A 19,141-nucleotide genomic window follows, 5' to 3' on the forward strand; every position below is an offset into this window, starting at 1 on the left:
AAGGAAGAAGTTATGTTTATCGCGACCCAAGCGGAGTTGTCTTTTACTCGCGCCTTGCATCCTAAATTGGTTTCTCTCATCAACCAAGTTTTCGACAAAGTGAATAGTGGTTTAGAAGATGGACGTTATGCTCTCGAAGGAGATAACGCCTTTTTTATGCTCGTTCATGACCAAACTCACCCTATCAGTGAACGCATTCCTGAGTGTCACCGCCAATACCTTGATGTGCAATGTCTTTTGGAAGGTGAAGAGACGTTTGGTTACAGCACCCAACCCTTTACTGGTTTAGATAACGATATGTTGGCTGAGAAAGATTTGGCGTTCAGTCTGCAATTGCAAAACGAACGCTTTGTCACTCTAGGTGCGGGCGATTTGATTGTGTTCTATCCAGGTCAACCTCACCGTCCTCTTGTGGCTGGTAATGACACGCCAGCACCGATTCGTAAAGCCATCATCAAAGTTCACAAAGATATCCTCATCTAAACAACCGTTGCTACTCATGATCCAGTTCTGATAAGCAGACCCTCTTTGCCAAAGATGGCAAAGAGGAGCTCATGGATGGGTTAATGCGAGTCAGCGTTTAGCATTGGCCTAAGACCTATATTTAGGAACAGTTAGTTAGAGTCTTGCTCTGTGCAAATCGCGTCATAAAAGCGTGTCGGTAATGATAAGCTTTTGGGGTGATTTGCAGACATCATCCTTTCCCAGCGAAAATCAGCCAATAGCTAAGAAGGTTATTTGGGTATATCTATTCATTTTTGGTTCATATCATTCATCTAATAACCACGGTTATTTAGTTATCATTTGATAATATTAAAACATAGAAAATATAGGTTATAGATACGAGAAAAATGAGCCGAATTATCATTATTTAACCTGAGTAAAATAGTCTTTCTTTGTGTGGTTGCAAATTATTACACGTCGGTTAATTATTGTGCTTTATTTTTATAACTGTATGATTTTATTATAAAGCCATGATTATTTATATTTTTTATAGCTGTTATTAGTATTACTTATAATGATAGATAAAATATTATACAACGTGTTTATTATTGTCTATTTTAATTGAAATTAATTCTCATTACATACTTAAAATGGTGAATTTAATTAAGATTATTCGCATGCAGATGATCTAAATCATATATCTGAGCCCTGTTCATGGTTACGCTATTTTCATACAGATTGTTCATATTTTTAAATAATAAAAACCACATCATTTATTGCATCAATCTATTGAATTAAAACAAACGTTTTTCTTATACATCACCATATCGAGCGATGAGAGTAACCTGATTGTGAATGCGCTCATTCCTCCTTATGGACCAGATGTCATTGGGGTTATTAAGCGGAGTATTCCATGAGCAAGTTGTCCTTCCTCAACGTCGAAACCACACGACGTAAACTACTCGAGTATTCAGGGAAGATCGGTGCAGGTTCTGCATTGCTTTCTACACTCACCACTTTACCATTTTCCAAAAAAGCCTTGGCACAGTCAGTGGCACTACAATCTGGTGTGACTTACAAACACAGCGCTTGCTTAGTGAACTGTGGTAGTCGTTGTGCACTGCGTGTACGAGTTGAAAATGATCGTATCGTTCAAGTTGAACCTGAATTACCAACCGATGAAAGCGTGTTCGGTGAACACACTATTCGTCCTTGTTTACGTGGTCGTTCTAACAAATTTCGCGTATATAACCCAGACCGTTTGAAATACCCAATGAAACGTATTGGCAAACGCGGGGAAGGCAAGTTTAAACGTATCTCTTGGGAAGAAGCGACGCAGTACATTGCTGCAGAGATCGAACGTATCAGCAATAAATACGGTAACGAAGCGATCTTCTACCAATACGGCACTGGCGCGTTTTACCACACTCAAGGTCGCCCAGCATGGAAACGTCTGTTGGCGTGTGCTGGTGGTTACATGGATTACTTCAATACTTATTCCACTGCGCAAATCGCTAAAGCGACTACTTACACTTACGGTAAGTACGAAGGGGCGAACTTTACTCAAATCGCTCACTCTGATTTGGTTGTGCTGTTCGGTCTGAACGTTTCGGAAACTCGTATGTCTGGCGGCGGTCAGGTAGAAGAGCTACGTCGTGCATTGGAAAAATCTCACGCTCGCGTGATTGTCATCGACCCACGTTACACCGATTCTGCTGTGGTAGAAAATGCTGAGTGGATTCCGATTCGCCCAACCGCGGATGCGGCATTGGTTGCAGCTTTGGTGCACACCATGATTGGTGAAGACCTTATCGACGAAGATCAAATCAACAAGTACGCAGTAGGTTACAGTGCGGCAACATTGCCAGCATCAGCGAAGAAAAACGCGAGCTACAAAGATTACGTGCTAGGCCAAGGTGATGACGGTATTGAGAAGACACCTGAATGGGCTTCCGCTATCACGGGTATTCCTGTTGCTCGTATCAAACAGCTGGCACGTGAAATCGCGAGCGCGAAAGCGGCGTATATTTGTCAAGGTTGGGGGCCGCAACGTCATGGTAACGGTGAGCAAACCGTTCGTGCGATTCAAATTTTACCCATCATCGCCAACCAATTTGGTCGCTTAGGTACTAACAACGGTAACTGGCCACACGGTCCAAACTACAAAGTGCCTTATTTGCCTTCGCCAGCAAACAAAGTGGCGATTAAGATCCCAGTGTACGTGTGGACTGATGCGATTGCGCATCCAGAAACCATCACTGCCAATACTCACGACTTGAAAGGTGCGGACAAGTTAAACGTGGGTATCAAGATGATCGTCAACCAAGCAGGCAACGTGTTGGCTAACCAACATGGCCAGCTCAACCGTACTCGTGAAATTCTTGAAGACGATACTTTGTGTGAAACCATCATCGTGATTGATAACCACATGACGGCAACAGCGAAGTTTGCTGACATTTTGTTACCTGAAACTGCGTATCTGGAATCAAGTGACCTAGTAGGTAACTCACATGCTGGTGCGCACCAATACATGATCTCAATGGAGAACACCATTACTCCAATGTGGGAATGTCGCAGTACTTATGATCTGTGTGCGGATATTGCTCGCCATCTGGGTATTGAAGAGCAGTTCACTGAAGGTCGCACTCAAGCACAGTGGGTAGAATTGCATTACGAACAAGTACGTAAAGCGCGTCCTCATTTGCCACCATTTGAGCAAGTTCGTGGTACAGGTATTGTGGAGCAGTTCCTCTCTCCAGAAGCAATGAAACCAGTAATGGGTGAGTTCTTCGCTAACCCTGAAGCGAGCCCATTAACCACTCCAACCGGTAAAGTTGAGATCTATTCTGCAGCGCTACAGCATTTGCAAGAGACTTGGACTCTACCTGAAGGTGACCGAATTCCAGCGATTCCTGAATTCTTAGCGGTGAAAGACACCATTTGGGACCAAGAGGTAGCGAACAAATATCCGCTACAACTATCGGGTTTCCATACTAAAGGTCATGCTCACTCAACTTACGCTAGCGTGGGTGTACTGAAAGAAGCGGTACCAAACCAAATTTGGACCAACCCCATTGACGCGCAAGAACGTGGCATCAAAAACAACGACTTGGTCAAAGTGTATAACGATCGTGGCGTAGCGATGATTGAAGCAAAAGTCACGCACCGTATTTTGCCGGGCGTTACTGCGATGCCAGAAGGTGTTTGGTCAGTCGTGAAAAATGGCGTTGATATTGGCGGTTGCATTAACTCATTAACCAGTCACCGTTTATCACCTTTAGCAAAAGGTAACCCACAGCACACCAACATGGTTGAAATTGAGAAGGCTTAAGTAAATGAAACAATTAGGATTTTATATTGATACTTCCCGTTGTTCAGGCTGCAAAACCTGTCAGGTGAGTTGTAAAGACAAAAACAACATCGATGTTGGTCGCAAATTCCGCCGTGTTTACGAATACGGTGGCGGTAGCTGGGAAAAAGTCGATAACGCATGGCAACACAATACATTTGCTTACTATGCCTCTATCTCTTGTAACCATTGTGATGAGCCTGCGTGTGTGAAAGGTTGCCCAACTGGCGCGATGCACAAACGTGAAGATAACGGCATTGTTTTGGTAAACCAAGACGTGTGTATTGGTTGTCGTTACTGTGAAATGCGCTGCCCATATGGCGCGCCACAATTCGATGAAGAGAAGAAAGTAATGTCAAAATGCGACGGCTGTTTAGACCGTCTGCAACAAGGCCTAAACCCAGTGTGTATGGACTCTTGTCCACAACGCGCAATTGAGTTCGGTCCAATTGACGAACTGCGTGCCAAGTATGGTCATGAATGCGATATCGCGCCGCTGCCTTCATCGTCTTTGACTCATCCCAACTTGATTATTAAACCGCATGCAAAAGCGGTTGCTAACACCGAGAACCGTTTCGGGGAATTGCAAAACCCTAAGGAAGTGAAACATGCATGAGTTACCGTTAGTTTTCTTCACCGTATTGGCACAAGCTTCAGCGGGTTTGTTGATCCTTAGCGTGTTGCATCAGCTACTCGGTGGGCGTCAGGTTCATTCCGCCACACTCTCCAAAGTCGGTATTGCGGCTTTGGTGATCGTGGGTGTGGCGGGATGCTCTGCGATTCTGCACTTAGGACGTCCATTCCGTGCAATGAATGCGTTGTTTGGTGTTGGCCGTTCGCCAATGAGTAATGAGATTTTCTCTTGTGCGGTTTACGGTGGTTTGTTGTTTGTCTCTTTGGCAGTGACCTATCTACGTCCAGCAATGGAAAAAGCACAGCTGTTGCTGCGCGTACTCACCGCAGTGGCTGCCGTAGTATTACTGATTTTGATTCCAGCGGTATACACCATTGAAACCATTCCACAGTGGTCAACGTCATACACCTTGTGGCAAATGGTGTTGGCTGGCTTCACTGCAGGTGGTGCGCTAACGCTGATTTGGTTACCTTCACGTGTGAGCATGATGATCACTGTGGTTGCGACCTTGCTTAGTGGCATGATGCTGCCTGGCTACATGGCACATCTAAGTGCAACAGCACCAGACATGCTGCAACACGGTATGGGTTTCTTTAATGCAAAAATGGCGTTGTATGTCATTGCGTTAGTGTTATCTGTGGTAGGCTTTGTCAAACAAAAAACCTCACTAGCGAGCATCGCAGCGGTGGCGTTTATTTTGGCAGAATTGGCGGGTCGTATTGCTTTTTATGACCTTTGGTCAATCGGCATGTAACTCGCCAAATAAGCGAAGCAAACTCAATCAAGGCGGGCTCGCCCGCCTTATCGAAAAGGAAATGGTATGAGCAAATTAGCTATTTTGCCTCGTCTTCTCGGTAGCTTAATGTACTTATCTCCGAGCAGCGAAACGAACCAAAGTTTATTCGAACAGCTTGATGTGCTAACCGACGTATTTCCTTGGCATGAGGAAGCGCAAGTTAAACACTTGCTTGATGAGCTAATTCAGACGCGTGTATCCGCCACCGATTACACCTTCTCCGTATTGTTTGAAGGGCAGGGTGAGATGGTCGCGCCGCCTTGGGGTTCGGTCTACCAAGAGAAAGAAAACATTGTGATGGGTGAATCCACAGGTCGATGGGATCTGTTTGTGAAAACCTATGGCATGGAGCTAACCGACAAAATTGAACCCAACGATCAATACGGGTTAATGCTTTGGGCGATGGCAGCGCTGCTCGAAGATGGTCAAGAAGAAGCGGTTGTTACCCTACTTGAGCAACATCTGCTGCCTTGGGCATATCGCTATCTCGAATTGCTTGCCACTAACCAAGAAAGCGCTTTTTACGCCGCATTGGCTCAGCTAAATACGCTGTTTTTACAGCAGCTTGAGCAACAAATGGCGCTATCACCAAACGTGGTGCAATTGTACAAATAAAGCAAAATAACGGGGACAGTCGCCTTTGCGACTGTGCTTGTCACTGATGAGGAGAGCAACATGACGCAATTTGATCCAAGCCGCCGAGCACTTTTTCGTCGCTTGACCTCCGTTCCGGCTTCGTTGCCTTCAGAAGTAAGTTTTGCTCGACCACCTCATGCCAAAGCGGAAGTCGATTTTCTTGCTCTTTGCGCACAATGTGGTGAGTGCTTAAGTGCCTGCCCAACCAATGCGCTGACGCTGGTACAAGGTTTTCCGGTGCTATCAGCTCCAGAGCGTTGTGACAGCTGTATGGCGTGTACCACTGCTTGTCGTCATGGTGCATTAGATAAGGGCGGTTTGACACTGCGAGTCACTAGTCAATGTTCTCCAGCACTCGCAATATACTGTCAGAGCTGCCAAGAACAGTGTGCCTCTCAAGCGATTACTATCCAAGCGGGACACGCAGCACAAATTGATGCTGCACTCTGTAATGGATGTGCTGCTTGTATTCCATCTTGTGACTTTAATGCGATTCAGATACTCAATTAGCAACAAAATAGGTGACTGGCTACGCTTTATTTTTATGCTTTACTGAAAATAAAATCCTTATATTTTTATAATTCTAATGTAATAAGAAATTTTGAACCGTGTTGCTTATTTTTAATCATTGGTTTTTTGTGAATTTATTCACCGTATTTCTTGTTTATTTACACCGTGATTTCTCTAAAAACTCCTCCACCATTTCTTCTGGGTTATTTGTTTTTTTTCACCATTTCCCTGTAATTCTGATTTTCCTATTTTTACCCTTAATTGTTGATAAAATGTAACTTTTATCTGATTTTGTCCCTGCGGATTTCTTATCTATCCCATTAGTGAATTATATAGCTCATATTTATTTTGTATATACAACTGAGTGAGCAAGATCGTATTTTTTATGATTCTATTTTGTATATAAAACTAATTTTATAGCAAATGATTTAGATCATTTTTGTTCCAAAGCAAAAGTCCTATTTTGCCTATTAAGTCATCAGATTTCTTGCACGATATTTAATAAATGTTGCTGTTTAACATCAGCTTAACTTACGCAATAAATAACTTACGCAATAAATACGCTTTATAAATAACAATATGGATGACACCACATCCCTATAGCGCATCAATCATTATTGAAACGAATAGGGGGAAGCAAGCCGTCGCTTTCCTTGGCTAACCACACTTTAAGCCGTCTCAGAAAGCGCATGACTGAACATATCGACATTACTTATCGACATTGGAGCATTCCATGAGCAAGTTAGCCTTTTTGAATGTCGCGACAACTCGGCGTTCATTACTCGAATATTCGGGCAAAATCGGGGTGGGTACGGCATTACTATCGACGTTAGGTTCGTTACCATTTAGCAAAAAAGCATTAGCGCAAGAGGTTTCGGCTCATACCGAACCCCAGTTCAAGCACAGTGCTTGTTTGGTCAACTGTGGTAGCCGTTGTGCGCTGCGCGTACGAGTAGAAAATGATCGCATTGTGCAGGTAGAACCGGAAATTCCGCTTAACGAAAATGAGTTGGGCACACATCAAATTCGGCCTTGTTTGCGTGGTCGTTCGAACCGTTTTCGAGTGTACAATCCCGACCGTCTCAAGTACCCGATGAAACGAGTGGGTAAGCGTGGTGAAGGCAAATTTGAGCGCATTAGCTGGGATGAGGCGACCAAATACATCGCCGATGAGCTAGTACGAATTCGTGAAAAATACGGCAATGAGTCCATCTATTATCAATACGCAACTGGCGCGTATTACCACACCCAAGGTCGCCCAGCATGGCAGCGATTACTCAATTTGGCGGGTGGCTATCTGCAATATTTCAATAGTTATTCCACCGCACAAATCACCACTGCCACCCCATATACCTATGGTCTCTATGAAGCGTCGATGTTCACGCAAGTGGCGCATTCAGATTTAGTGGTGCTGTTTGGTTTGAACCTGTCGGAAACTCGTATGTCTGGCGGCGGCCAAGTCGAAGAGCTGCGTCGTTCGCTAGAAAAATCCCATGCGAAAGTGATTGTGATTGACCCACGTTATACCGATTCTGCCATTGTGGAACATGCCGAATGGATTCCGATTCGCCCAACAGCCGATGCCGCTTTAGTCGCTGGCTTAGTGCATACCATGATCAAAGAAGATCTGGTCGATGATGAAACCGTTGACCGTTATGCAGTCGGTTATACGCAAGCCAGTCTACCTGCTTCAGCCAAGCCTAACGCAGGCTACAAAGATTATGTGCTCGGTAAAGGTCCTGATGGGGTGGAGAAAACCGCCCAATGGGCATCGAATATCACGGGTATTCCAGTGACGCGCATTATCCAGTTGGCCCGTGAAATTGCCAGTGCCAAAGCCGCCTATATTTGCCAAGGGTGGGGACCGCAGCGTCATGGCAACGGTGAGCAAACAGCGCGCGCTATTCAGATTTTGCCTATCATCGCTAATCAATTTGGTCGCTTGGGCACGAACAATGGCAACTGGCCACAAGGTGAAAACTACAAAGTGCCTTATATGCCAACAGGAACTAACCCGGTACAGGTAAAAATCCCCGTCTATACCTGGACTGATGCGATTGCCCATCCAGAAATCATCACCCCTAAGACTCATCACTTGCAGGGGGCTGAAAAGCTCAATCATGGGATCAAGATGATCATCAACCAAGCGGGTAACGTGCTGGCCAACCAGCATGGTGAACTCAATCGTACACGCGCCATTTTGGAAGATGACACCCTATGTGAAACCATAGTGGTGATTGATAACCACATGACGGCCACTGCGAAGTTTGCCGATATCTTGTTGCCAGAAACCACCTATCTCGAAGCCAGTGATTTGGTGGGTAACTCTTACGCAACGGGTGCTCATCAGTACATGATTTCGATGGAAAACACCATCACGCCAATGTGGGAGTGTCGCAGTACCTATGATGTGTGTGCCGATATCGCGCGCCATCTTGGAGTTGAAGAGGCATTTACGTTAGGTCGTACTCAAGCGCAATGGGTGGAATACCATTATGAACAAGTTCGTAAAGAGCGCCCACACTTACCGCCATTTGCCAAGGTACGAGGGACTGGGGTCGTTGAGCAGTTTATCTCGCCGAACTCAGAAGTCCCGGTGATGAACGAATTTTACGCCGATCCAAAAGCGCACCCGTTAACCACACCATCGGGCAAAGTGGAAATCTATTCTGCAGCCTTACAAGAGCTACAAGATAGCTGGATTTTGCCAGAAGGCGACAAGATTGCGGCGATTCCAGAATTTTTGGTGGTACCTGATACCCCATGGGATACCGAGTTGGCGAAGAAATTCCCACTGCAATTATGCGGCTTTCATACCAAAGGACACGCGCACTCAACTTATGCCAGTGTCGCGGTGTTACAAGAAGCCGTGCCAAACCAAGTGTGGATCAACCCTATCGATGCCATGGCGCGCGGGATTCACAATAACGATCTGGTCAAAGTGTATAACGACCGTGGCACAGTCATGATTGAAGCGAAAGTGACTCATCGCGTCTTACCTGGGGTGGCATCGATGCCTGAAGGGGCTTGGTCTGTGGTGAAAAACGGTGTGGATATTGGTGGTTGTATTAACTCGATTACCAGTCATCGCATTACTCCGTTGGCGAAAGGTAATCCGCAGCATACTAACTTAGTTGAGATAGCGAGGGCGTAAGATGATGAAACAATTAGGCTTTTATATTGATACTTCCCGCTGCTCTGGATGCAAAACCTGTCAGGTCAGCTGTAAAGACAAAAACAATCTCGACGTTGGACGCAAGTTTCGCCGTGTGTATGAATATGGTGGCGGTAGCTGGCAGCGGGTCGACAACGCCTGGCAGCACAGTACGTTTGCTTACTATGCGTCGATCTCCTGTAACCACTGCGATAACCCAACCTGTGTTGAAGGTTGCCCAACGGGGGCGATGCATAAACGGGAAGATAACGGGATAGTGTTGGTCAATCAGGACGTGTGTATCGGTTGTCGATATTGCGAAATGCGCTGCCCTTATGGTGCACCGCAGTTTGATCAAGAGAAAAAAGTGATGTCCAAATGCGATGGCTGTTTGGATCGCTTGCTTGAAGGACTTAATCCAATTTGTATGGACTCTTGCCCACAGCGTGCCATTGAGTTTGGCCCGATTGATGAACTGCGTGCCAAATATGGCAGCGCGTGTGACATTGCGCCGTTGCCTTCTTCACAACTGACCCATCCTAATTTGGTGGTTAAAGCACATCCTCAAGCGGTATCGAATCAAGAGCAAAATTTAGGGGAATTGCAAAATCCTAAGGAAGTGAAATATGCATGAGTTACCTCTGGTCTTTTTTACCGTCTTAGCGCAGGCGTCTGCTGGGTTATTGATTCTCAGCGTGATTAACCGCTTGGTGTTTGCCAAACAATATGACGAAGAGCGCAACAAAACGATGCTGTTGGTTTGCTTTGGTATCGTGGCTCTGGCGAGCATTTGTGCCATCTTCCACTTAGGTCGACCACTGCGAGCCATCAATGCACTGTTTGGTTTGGGCCGCTCTCCCATGAGTAACGAAATCTTCTCATGCGCGGTTTATGGTGGTTTGGTATTGGTGTGTGTCCTGCTTAGCTATTTGCGCCCAGGTCTGAAAGGGGTACAACTGGCGGTGCAAGTGCTGGCAGCGATAGCTGGCGTTGTGTTGTTACTGCTGATCCCTGCCGTTTATTCGTTCCCAACGGTGACGCAATGGAGTACCTCGTTTACCCAAGCGCAGATGATTTTGGCTGCCTTTACCCTAGGTGGTGCACTGTGCTTGGTATGGCTGCCTAATCGTTTTAATGTGGTTGTTACGGTTGTGGCGACGTTGCTGAGCTTTTTCATTGTGCCAAGTTACATGGCATTTGTGGCCGATACGGCCCCAGCCATGCTTAACAATGGCATGCAGTTTTGGGATGCTAAGTTAGTGCTGTATGGATTGGCGTTGGTCTTTGCATTATTTGGCTATCAAAAATCCTACCGAACCGTCACGCTCGGTTGTTGTGGGCTGTTCCTACTGGCTGAATTGGCAGGACGAGTGGCGTTCTATGATCTTTGGTCGATCACTATGTAGCGCGTAAGCTATTTGAACCATAACAGTCCAAATAATAAGGCGAGCTGCTGCTCGCCTTATTTATTGTTGCTGTCGATGGGTATAACGACAGAGACGTGCAGTGATTATTCCGACAGAGCAACAGCAAAGGTGCCTTGTGGTTGCACTGGCAGGTATTTTGCGTAGAAATCTAAGTAGCTCTGTTCTGGATTAAGATCTTTAAATAGCTCTGGATACATGGATTTCGCCATAAATTGCAGCATGCTGGCATCCATAATTGAGCGAGAACCGTAGTGGTAAATCCCGTAAATACGATGATGTTGCACGGCAGGAAGGCTATCCCAACCCAGTCGAGATTCAAACCCTTTGAGGCGAGCTTTAGCGGCTTCGCGGTCAATGCCTTCGCCCATCAATGTCGAATGGCTGTCTTTACCAAATTCAGTGCCGGTTAAGAAAATAACGTCAGGACGTGCGGCAAGCACCTGTTCAGGATTGAGATGTCCCCACCATTTGATGAACGGCGCTGCAATGTTATCACCGCCAGCCAACATCGCCATTTTGCCCCACATGTTTTCACCAAAGGTGTAGCCATATTCATCAGGCCCAGTGAAACCATATTCTACATACACTTTAGGTTTAGGTAGATTCGCTTTTGCAAGGCGATCTAACACCAACTGTGTGTCGCGAACATAATTATCGGCAATCTCTTTAGCGCGTTTTTCTTGGCCAGTCAGTTGACCAATGATCAGCGTGCTTTGCACATGGCGTTCAACGGTTTGTGCGTTGTAATCCACCACAACCACTTTGATGCCTGCTTGTTCCATGCGAGGAATTTCAGCGGTCAGTGCTTGGTATTGCCACTCAGCAAGCAGGAGCACGTCCGGTTTTAGGCTGATCACCTTCTCGACAGAGAAGGTTTGTGTGTCTACTTTGCCAACTTCAGGCAGAGTTTCCAGCGCAGGACGGTGCTTAACGTACATCGCCCAGTTGTTTGGACGCCACTGTTCCCAAATGCCTTTTGACATACCCACGACATGGTCGTAAGAGGCTTCACCACCAATCGCCATATAGTCTTCGCCATAAAAGCCGATGACCACACGTTGTGCAGGAAGGTCGAGTTGAATTTGACGGCCCAACACATCAGTAATAGTGGTGGATTTTGCATTGGTAAGGGCAGAGAAAAAAAGCGTAGTAATAACCAGAAGTAACTTTTTCATTTCATATCTGTTATGCGGATAATAGTAATGATTATCATATTTATTAATGTATAATCGCGCAACTTATAATATTGATGTTATTACATTCATGAGATGTTTGATTGGTTGCGCCGAGCGATGCTGCGAATCAAGCATGAATGGAACATGATTAGGAACGTGCATGTCTTCATCTACCATCAGTAACGCGATTGCATTACAGCGAAAAAGCGAGCAACGGCGTTGGAAAACTTTGTTGTTGATTGGCGCTTTACTGCTGCTCACATTTGTTATGGATATTGCCACCGGCCCCTCTATGCTGGACGTGACCAGTGTGACGTACGCGCTACTCCATTTTGTCGGTTTCCCTTTGCAAGTTGACCCAACGACGGTTGTGATCGTAGAAAACCTGCGTCTGCCTATCGCTGTGATGGCGGTGATTGTGGGTGGAAGTCTTGGCATGGGCGGCGCTGAGATGCAAACCTTGCTTAACAACCCGATGGCAAGTCCTTACACCTTAGGTATGGCTGCGGCGGCAGGCTTTGGTGCTGCGCTGATGTTGTACATCGGTTCGTTAGGTTTGAATTCAGATTATGCGGTGCCGCTTGGTGCTTTTGTCTGCTGTATGCTTTCTGCCAGTTTTCTGTTTATGTTGGCCATGATGCGACATATCTCGTCAGGTCAATTGATTTTGGCCGGCATTGCTTTGCTGTTTTTGTTTCAATCGCTTTTGTCACTGGTGCAGTTCATCTCCTCACCGGAGCTAAGCCAACAAATTTTGTTCTGGTTATTTGGCAGCTTATCGAAAGCAACGTGGACCAATCTGGCGATTATCGGTACGGTGATTTTTGCCAGCTTTGCGGTGCTGATGGGGGATGCGTGGAAACTAACCGCGCTGCGAATGGGTGAAGAGCGGGCCAAAAGCTTGGGGGTCGATGTTGCAAAACTGCGCATGAAGATTCTATTTATCGTGGCCTTGATGACCGCAACGGTCACCAGCTTTGTGGGCATCATTGGTTTTATTGGTATTGTGGCACCCAATATCGCACGTATGATCGTAGGTGAAGACCAACGCTTCTTTTTACCGCTCTCCTTTTTGGTTGGTGCATTTTTACTTTCCAGTGCTTCTGTGCTGTCAAAAGTGATTGTACCGGGAGCACTGTTTCCAATCGGTATCGTTACGGCCATCATTGGCGTGCCGTTTTTCTTTTGGCTGATTATCGCAAGGAGACGCTAAATGCTGACTGTTCAAGATCTCAATTTAAAAATTGATCAGCTCACCTTGGCTGATGAGATGAATTTCTCCCTTCAGCCTGGGCAAATCAATGTGATTATCGGTCCCAATGGTACCGGCAAAAGTACGCTGCTCAAAACCTTGTTTGGCGATTTAAAACCCCAGCGTGGCACTATTCAATATCAAGGCAATGCACTAGATTACAAACGGTTAAGCCAGTGGCGAGCGCAGATTGGTTATATGCCACAAGACATCCGTTTGGATGTCAATTTATCAGTGATTGAGGTGGTATTACTGGGGCGTTTAGATGCGCTCAGTTGGCGAATTGATGAAGCGATGTTGCGCGAAGCCGTTAATGCGCTGGAAGAGATTGGCTTAGCCCATCTTGCCGATCGCGATGTGCGCACGTTGAGTGGTGGGCAATGTCAGATGGTACTGTTTGCGCAGGCGATTTTGCGTCAGCCGCCATTTTTGATGTTGGATGAGCCGGTGAGTGCGCTCGATCTGCATTTCCAACATGTGCTGCTCGATCACTTAGTGGATAAGACCAATCAACACGGTTGGACATCGCTCTTAGTGCTGCATGATCTTAACCTTGCGGCGCAGTATGCCGATAACCTTTTGGTGCTAAAAGCAGGTAAAGTGGTGGCTTCTGGAAGACCGTCTGAGGTGCTGACGCCAGCCTTGATTGATGAGGTCTATGGGGTTAATGCGCAAGTCTCGTACGACCAGCAAGGAATTCCTTTCGTAAGGACTTTACGTCGACCGCAAGTTGCTTAATAATTCAACAATCATTTGCCTATCGCGCTGTTTCATGCAGCGCGTTTTATTCCGAGGTTACACCGTGTTCTCTTTGCGTCGCTTAAGCGCATTTTCACTTTTAACAGCGCCATCTAAGGTGCTGATACTCAATTCATTTTCGTTTAACCTCGGCTTTTATATGCTCCTGCCATATTTGGCGGACCACTTGTATCAGCTGGGACTCACCAGTTGGCATGTGGGGATCATCATCGGTTTGAGGGTGTTGAGCCAGCAAGGACTGTTTTTGATTGGGGGAACGCTGGGGGATCGCTTCGGCTATAAGCCTTTGATTTTGTCCGGCTGCGCTGTGCGCATTTTGGGCTTTATTATGCTGGGCATGGGCGAAACTTTCTCGTTGCTGATTTTGGGGGCATTCTTAACCGGTTTTGCTGGAGCGCTGTTTACGCCAAGTAGCGATGCGTATTTAGCATCAGAATATCCTGATGCGCGGGTACGTAACCAAGTTTTTTCCTTGAAAAAAATGGCGGGGGAAACAGGCATGTTACTCGGGCCGCTGGTTGGTTTAACTCTGCTGAGCTGGAGTTTTATGTCGGTTGGTTTGACCGCAGCCGCACTTTTTGCCGCACTGTTGGTGTTGCAATGGTGCTATTTGCCAGCACAGGCAATCAATACCGAGAGCGAAGGGGAGAGCGCAGATTTCGTTTTCTGGCGTCAATGGGGCAGCATGTTACGTAAGCCAGTGTTTGTGAAATTTATTCTGGCTGCGTCGGTTAACAGTATCTTATTCCATCAACTCTATCTGAGTGTGCCACATCAAATCCATGTGATGACGGGCAATGAATCGATTTTGACTTTGGTGTTTATGACCACCTCGATTTTGGGGGTGTTCTGCCAGTTACCGATCAGCCGTTGGGTTGTCGCTGCTTTTGGTGATGCTCGTTCGATGGGGTTAGGCATGAGTCTCATGGGCTGTGCTTATTTGGTATTGCAATGGCACTATGCACCTATGCCTGCCTTACCATTTATTCTTTACGCCGCGCTATTTAGTTTTGGCACCATGCTTTCGTTCCCTGTGATGTATTCCTATATCCCGAACTTTGCCCCTCGCCGTGAAATGGCCAGTTACTATGGGCTGTATTCTTGCGCTGGTGGCTTTATGGCGTTTATGGGCAACTGGATCACTGGTTGGTATTTGAGCCTTGACTCGTTTTCGATCGGTACGCTCACTGCCTGTCTCGCTTTGCTAGGTGTGATTTCCGGCGTGAGTTTGTTTGCTATTGTCTCAACGCATCAACGCAAAGAAAAAGTCATGGCTCATTGATAAAGCCACTTCTAAGCAGGACACACACCGTAAGTCTATGAACTAAGCCACTGCAATTGCAGTGGTTTTTTATTTGCCCGTTTTTCTAAAGAAAACTGTTAACGGGACACACACTGTAATGTTAAGGGGACACACACTGTAGGGATTGTGGTGTGTGTCCCTTTAAGAACTTGGCATTATGTGTGGCGATTAGGGTGTGTGTCCTGCTAACAATAAGGAGCGTTTGCAGTGATAACTTATGTCAAAGTGTGAGGATCTCCGATAATTACCCATAAGGGTAAGATAATTAGTTGCACACAATATAGTTGTGCGCTATCTTGTTGCAAGTTGAGTTGGCGACCACGGTTGGCCAGCCGAGATAAAAACGAAGCAAAAGGAAGATAAAATGAGTTCTCTATACGATATCGAAGTGGTTTCAATTGAAGGCAAAACACAAAAATTGTCTGAATTTTCTGGTAAAGCACTTCTGATTGTTAACACTGCATCTGAGTGTGGTCTGACTCCACAATACGAAGCACTTGAAGCTCTTTACAACGCTCGTAAAGAAGAAGGTCTAGTGGTACTTGGTTTCCCATGTAACCAATTTGGCGCACAAGAACCAGGTGAAGAAGCAGAGATCAAATCATTCTGTACTGCTCGTTTTGGCGTAACATTCCCAATGTTCAGCAAAATTGAAGTGAATGGCGCAGGTCGTCACCCACTGTATCAAGCCCTATTTGCAGCGCAACCAGCACGTACTACTGCTCCAGAAAGCGGTTTTGTTGAAAAGCTAAAAGGCTACGGCTTTGAAGCAAAAGATGGCGATGTTCTATGGAACTTTGAAAAATTCCTAGTGAACAAAGAAGGCCAAGTGGTAGGTCATTTTGCACCAGATATGACTCCTGACCACCCAATTCTAGTAGAAGCACTAGACAAAGTGCTTGCATAAGCCTGATTTACATGACCAATAGTGGTCAATAAAACAGCAAAAAACCGCGGTTGCAAGACCGCGGTTTTTTTGTCGTGATTCTCACTATGCAAGAAAGTGAAATCTCATATTCCAAAAATTTTGTGATCCATCTATCTTTTTGTTAAAAAACGAGCGACAATCGCTCCGTTTCTGGAACCGTTTCTTTTTTCTACTGAGTCGTTATGAACCAAACTTTAGCATCGGCGCCACCTGTGACGCGCCATAGTCAGTATATGCGTGTGTTTGCACTCGGATTTAGTGGCTTCATTTTCAACACCACAGAATTTGTCCCTGTTGGCTTGTTATCCGATATAGCGAAAGATTTTGATATTACAGCGGCTCATGCCGGCTGGATGTTGACCATCTATGCATGGATCGTCGCATCCATGTCTCTACCTATGATGATGTTGACCAGTAAGATTGAGCGTAAAAAGCTGCTGATTGGCATTTTCATGTTGTTTATTGCTAGCCATGTGGCATCGGTCTTCGCTTGGAGTTTTGAATCACTGGTTGCCAGTCGTGTTGGTATTGCTTTTGCCCACGCTGTTTTCTGGTCGATTACCGCTTCTATTACCATCCGTGTTGCTCCTCCGGGTAAGAAAACCTTTGCTTTGAGTGTATTGGCAACAGGTACGTCGGTCGCGATGATCCTCGGTGTCCCAATGGGACGTATGGTCGGTCAATGGTTTGGTTGGCGTGCTACGTTTGGTCTGATTGCGGTCGTGGCATTCATCGTGATGTTGCTGCTTATTCGCCTATTGCCACAGATGCCAAGTCTGTTTAAAGGCACCAGCAAAACCTTGCCACGCTTGCTGAAAAACCCAATGTTGATGGGCTTGTATTTGTTCATCTTCCTACTATTTACCGCGCACTACACTGCTTATAGCTATATCGAACCATTTATGATGGAAGTAGGTAAAGTGAGTCCAAACTTCACTACGTTGTTGTTATTGGGCTTTGGCGGCGCTGGTATCTTGGGCAGTATCGTCTTTAGCTACTGTGGTGAGAAACACAACACGTCGTTATTGGTGTGGAATTGTGTGGTGGTGATTATCTGTATGGCATTGTTGCTAGCCACCGTATTTAGTCCATGGGCCGTGATGACCGATGTGATTATTTGGGGTATTGCCTTGACGATCGTCACTCTTGCTATGCAGGTGAAGGTACTGAATATTGATGCAGATGCATCTGACATGATTCAATCGATGTATTCAGGGATTATTAACCTTGGTATCGGGTCTGGTGCATTGATCGGTGCAAAAGTGATTCAGTGGTTTGAATTGAGTTGGGTTGGTTTTGCCGGGGTGATTTTCGCGGTTGTTGCGATTGCCTTTATGGTCTTTCTACTGCGTCGTTATCCAGCACTACGTTAATTCATTGAATGAAATAACAAAAAAGCGCCACATCCTGTGGCGCTTTTTTATTGAGCCAGTGAAAGGCGATCCCGAATCTTGGGGAGGCTGGAATCACTTTCCACTGGCGACAATTAGATTACCTATAAATTTTTAAGATAGCAACGATTATCATTTATATTAAGTTATGCTTATTTATCCATAATAAATGCATCAGCCAAGCATATAAAACATTATTCTTATTGTGGATTTTGCATCGCGAATTAAGTATAGCATAGGAATGAAATTACGATGCCTGACGAGTCGACTCACGACTCACTAATATACCTGGATAGGTTTTGTGCGTGATAGCCGCAGGTTGTTTCAAACTACGTTGAATGGCTATTTGCATCGCATCATGGGTGAGATCTTGGATTGGCAGTGAGACACTAGAAAGGCTTGGCAGGGCATAAGCGGCGGCGGGTTCATTATCAATACCAATGACGGAAATATCTTGTGGCACCGCGTAACCTGCATCGTGCAGTGCTCGAATTGCGCCTAGCGCCATGTCGTCATTACACGCAAAAATGGCACTAAAGGGGCGTCCGGATTTAAGCAGTTTTTGCGCACATTGATAGCCCGTCTCTAGCGTATTCTCTCCTTCGGCAAACCATTCTTGATAAGCGGGAAGTCCAGCCTGTTTTAGGGCGTCAAGGTATGCGTGATAACGTAATCGGCCAGTTTCACTTGCAAGGGGCGAGGAGATACAGGCGATTGATTGATGTCCTAAATCCAATAAATGCTGCAGCGCAATCGCTGCCAGTTGAGTCTGTTCTAAACCAAAACTGTGCACATTACTGAGGTGAAGTTGGCGATTGAGGATGATTAACGGGACGCCTAAATCTTGCTGACAATCATGCAGTTGCGCTGGAGTGAGGTGACGGCTATAGAGCAAAATGGCATCGCAGCGTTGCATGGCCAATGTCGCTAGTGCCTCTTGTTCACCTGCAGCGCTGTTTTTACTGCTGACGACCAACAACTTTTTGTTTGCCCGTTGGGCGGATTGCTCCGCTTCACACAAAATGGTGCCGAAATAGTTACTCTGAAACTGCGGTAAAATCAGACCAATTGAGTTAGAAACGTTGGTTGCGAGCGCTTGCGCGACCGAACTTGGATGATAATTGAGGGTCTTCATGGCGCTGAGAACCTTTTCACGGGTGCTCTCTTTGACTTGCCCACTCGCATTGATTACCCGCGATACGGTCGCTTTGGATAATCCAGTTAGGTTACAAACGTCAGTGATGGTTGCCATGGAGACTCCTAATTAATATCGCCACCCAGAGAGATAGGGTGGCGAGTGTAGCAGATTTTCTTCATCCTTGAGGAAAGAGATCAATACCTTGCCAATCAAACGCTTGATAAAACCCAACTGAGCTTTTGCGC

16 protein-coding genes are annotated in these 19,141 nt (G+C 45.9%); 14 read left to right on the forward strand and 2 right to left on the reverse strand.

The window, feature by feature from the left end; genetic code table 11:
• The first annotated feature begins 12 nt into the window (after nucleotides 1-12).
• From OCV11_RS05955 to OCV11_RS05995, 9 genes are all read left to right on the forward strand, one after another.
• Entirely contained in the window at nucleotides 13-483 is a 471-nt protein-coding gene (locus tag OCV11_RS05955; RefSeq protein ID WP_261895643.1) for a YhcH/YjgK/YiaL family protein, read from the forward strand.
• Between the two features lie 874 nt (nucleotides 484-1,357).
• Entirely contained in the window at nucleotides 1,358-3,775 is a 2,418-nt protein-coding gene (locus OCV11_RS05960) for a DMSO/selenate family reductase complex A subunit (protein ID WP_261895645.1), read from the forward strand.
• A gap of 4 nt (nucleotides 3,776-3,779) precedes the next feature.
• Nucleotides 3,780-4,409: a DMSO/selenate family reductase complex B subunit gene (locus OCV11_RS05965; protein ID WP_261895647.1), complete on the forward strand. Its 630-nt coding sequence runs from the start codon at nucleotides 3,780-3,782 to the stop codon at nucleotides 4,407-4,409.
• On the forward strand, nucleotides 4,402-5,181 hold the full coding sequence (locus OCV11_RS05970) for a dimethyl sulfoxide reductase anchor subunit family protein (RefSeq protein ID WP_261895648.1): 780 nt from the start codon (nucleotides 4,402-4,404) through the stop codon (nucleotides 5,179-5,181). The genes OCV11_RS05965 and OCV11_RS05970 overlap by 8 nt, the downstream gene beginning before the upstream one ends.
• A 66-nt stretch (nucleotides 5,182-5,247) precedes the next feature.
• Complete coding sequence (locus OCV11_RS05975; RefSeq protein WP_261895649.1) at nucleotides 5,248-5,838, forward strand: TorD/DmsD family molecular chaperone; 591 nt, start codon at nucleotides 5,248-5,250, stop codon at nucleotides 5,836-5,838.
• A gap of 60 nt (nucleotides 5,839-5,898) precedes the next feature.
• The gene (locus OCV11_RS05980; protein WP_261895651.1) at nucleotides 5,899-6,369 is read left to right on the forward strand and encodes a 4Fe-4S binding protein; all 471 of its coding nucleotides are present in this window, start codon (nucleotides 5,899-5,901) and stop codon (nucleotides 6,367-6,369) included.
• A 733-nt stretch (nucleotides 6,370-7,102) separates the two neighbouring features.
• Nucleotides 7,103-9,523, forward strand: coding sequence for a DMSO/selenate family reductase complex A subunit (locus OCV11_RS05985; RefSeq protein WP_261895652.1), 2,421 nt, complete (start codon nucleotides 7,103-7,105; stop codon nucleotides 9,521-9,523).
• A gap of 4 nt (nucleotides 9,524-9,527) precedes the next feature.
• Nucleotides 9,528-10,157 carry a DMSO/selenate family reductase complex B subunit gene (locus OCV11_RS05990; protein WP_261896234.1) on the forward strand — a complete coding sequence of 210 codons (630 nt, stop codon included), beginning with the start codon at nucleotides 9,528-9,530 and terminating at the stop codon, nucleotides 10,155-10,157.
• Nucleotides 10,150-10,929, forward strand: a complete 780-nt coding sequence (locus OCV11_RS05995) for a dimethyl sulfoxide reductase anchor subunit family protein (protein WP_261895654.1) — start codon at nucleotides 10,150-10,152, stop codon at nucleotides 10,927-10,929. Before OCV11_RS05990 ends, OCV11_RS05995 begins: the two co-directional genes overlap by 8 nt.
• Before the next feature lie 104 nt (nucleotides 10,930-11,033).
• Here OCV11_RS05995 and OCV11_RS06000 read toward each other — a convergent pair whose 3' ends face one another.
• On the reverse strand, nucleotides 11,034-12,125 hold the full coding sequence (locus OCV11_RS06000; RefSeq protein WP_261895656.1) for an ABC transporter substrate-binding protein: 1,092 nt from the start codon (nucleotides 12,123-12,125) through the stop codon (nucleotides 11,034-11,036).
• 160 nt (nucleotides 12,126-12,285) lie between these two features.
• Here OCV11_RS06000 and OCV11_RS06005 point away from each other — a divergent pair, with 160 nt between their 5' ends.
• From OCV11_RS06005 to OCV11_RS06025, 5 genes are all read left to right on the forward strand, one after another.
• Nucleotides 12,286-13,338: a FecCD family ABC transporter permease gene (locus OCV11_RS06005; RefSeq protein ID WP_261895658.1), complete on the forward strand. Its 1,053-nt coding sequence runs from the start codon at nucleotides 12,286-12,288 to the stop codon at nucleotides 13,336-13,338.
• Complete coding sequence (locus OCV11_RS06010) at nucleotides 13,339-14,115, forward strand: ABC transporter ATP-binding protein (RefSeq protein ID WP_261895659.1); 777 nt, start codon at nucleotides 13,339-13,341, stop codon at nucleotides 14,113-14,115. It begins immediately after the preceding gene.
• A 34-nt stretch (nucleotides 14,116-14,149) separates the two neighbouring features.
• Nucleotides 14,150-15,418 carry an MFS transporter gene (locus tag OCV11_RS06015; protein WP_261895661.1) on the forward strand — a complete coding sequence of 423 codons (1,269 nt, stop codon included), beginning with the start codon at nucleotides 14,150-14,152 and terminating at the stop codon, nucleotides 15,416-15,418.
• Nucleotides 15,419-15,803: 385 nt separating this feature from the next.
• A complete protein-coding gene (locus OCV11_RS06020; RefSeq protein ID WP_261895662.1) occupies nucleotides 15,804-16,346 on the forward strand; it encodes a glutathione peroxidase in 543 nt (180 codons plus the stop codon).
• Nucleotides 16,347-16,549: 203 nt separating this feature from the next.
• Nucleotides 16,550-17,740, forward strand: a complete 1,191-nt coding sequence (locus OCV11_RS06025) for a sugar transporter (RefSeq protein ID WP_261895663.1) — start codon at nucleotides 16,550-16,552, stop codon at nucleotides 17,738-17,740.
• A 265-nt stretch (nucleotides 17,741-18,005) separates the two neighbouring features.
• Here OCV11_RS06025 and OCV11_RS06030 read toward each other — a convergent pair whose 3' ends face one another.
• Nucleotides 18,006-19,010 (reverse strand): LacI family DNA-binding transcriptional regulator, encoded by a 1,005-nt coding sequence (locus tag OCV11_RS06030; protein ID WP_261895664.1) that lies wholly within the window; start codon nucleotides 19,008-19,010, stop codon nucleotides 18,006-18,008.
• Between the last annotated feature and the right edge of the window lie 131 nt (nucleotides 19,011-19,141).

This window comes from Vibrio porteresiae DSM 19223 (assembly GCF_024347055.1).
GTDB lineage: Bacteria > Pseudomonadota > Gammaproteobacteria > Enterobacterales > Vibrionaceae > Vibrio > Vibrio porteresiae.

Excerpts from the sequence above, each read along its gene's own strand:
- OCV11_RS05955 (WP_261895643.1), top strand. The coding sequence starts at position 13 with ATGTTTATCGCGACCCAAGCGGAGTTGTCTTTTACTCGCGCCTTGCAT.
- OCV11_RS05960 (WP_261895645.1), top strand. The coding sequence starts at position 1,358 with ATGAGCAAGTTGTCCTTCCTCAACGTCGAAACCACACGACGTAAACTA.
- OCV11_RS05965 (WP_261895647.1), top strand. The coding sequence starts at position 3,780 with ATGAAACAATTAGGATTTTATATTGATACTTCCCGTTGTTCAGGCTGC.
- OCV11_RS05970 (WP_261895648.1), top strand. The coding sequence starts at position 4,402 with ATGCATGAGTTACCGTTAGTTTTCTTCACCGTATTGGCACAAGCTTCA.
- OCV11_RS05975 (WP_261895649.1), top strand. The coding sequence starts at position 5,248 with ATGAGCAAATTAGCTATTTTGCCTCGTCTTCTCGGTAGCTTAATGTAC.
- OCV11_RS05980 (WP_261895651.1), top strand. The coding sequence starts at position 5,899 with ATGACGCAATTTGATCCAAGCCGCCGAGCACTTTTTCGTCGCTTGACC.
- OCV11_RS05985 (WP_261895652.1), top strand. The coding sequence starts at position 7,103 with ATGAGCAAGTTAGCCTTTTTGAATGTCGCGACAACTCGGCGTTCATTA.
- OCV11_RS05990 (WP_261896234.1), top strand. The coding sequence starts at position 9,528 with ATGAAACAATTAGGCTTTTATATTGATACTTCCCGCTGCTCTGGATGC.
- OCV11_RS05995 (WP_261895654.1), top strand. The coding sequence starts at position 10,150 with ATGCATGAGTTACCTCTGGTCTTTTTTACCGTCTTAGCGCAGGCGTCT.
- OCV11_RS06000 (WP_261895656.1), bottom strand. The coding sequence starts at position 12,125 with ATGAAAAAGTTACTTCTGGTTATTACTACGCTTTTTTTCTCTGCCCTT.
- OCV11_RS06005 (WP_261895658.1), top strand. The coding sequence starts at position 12,286 with ATGTCTTCATCTACCATCAGTAACGCGATTGCATTACAGCGAAAAAGC.
- OCV11_RS06010 (WP_261895659.1), top strand. The coding sequence starts at position 13,339 with ATGCTGACTGTTCAAGATCTCAATTTAAAAATTGATCAGCTCACCTTG.
- OCV11_RS06015 (WP_261895661.1), top strand. The coding sequence starts at position 14,150 with ATGCAGCGCGTTTTATTCCGAGGTTACACCGTGTTCTCTTTGCGTCGC.
- OCV11_RS06020 (WP_261895662.1), top strand. The coding sequence starts at position 15,804 with ATGAGTTCTCTATACGATATCGAAGTGGTTTCAATTGAAGGCAAAACA.
- OCV11_RS06025 (WP_261895663.1), top strand. The coding sequence starts at position 16,550 with ATGAACCAAACTTTAGCATCGGCGCCACCTGTGACGCGCCATAGTCAG.
- OCV11_RS06030 (WP_261895664.1), bottom strand. The coding sequence starts at position 19,010 with ATGGCAACCATCACTGACGTTTGTAACCTAACTGGATTATCCAAAGCG.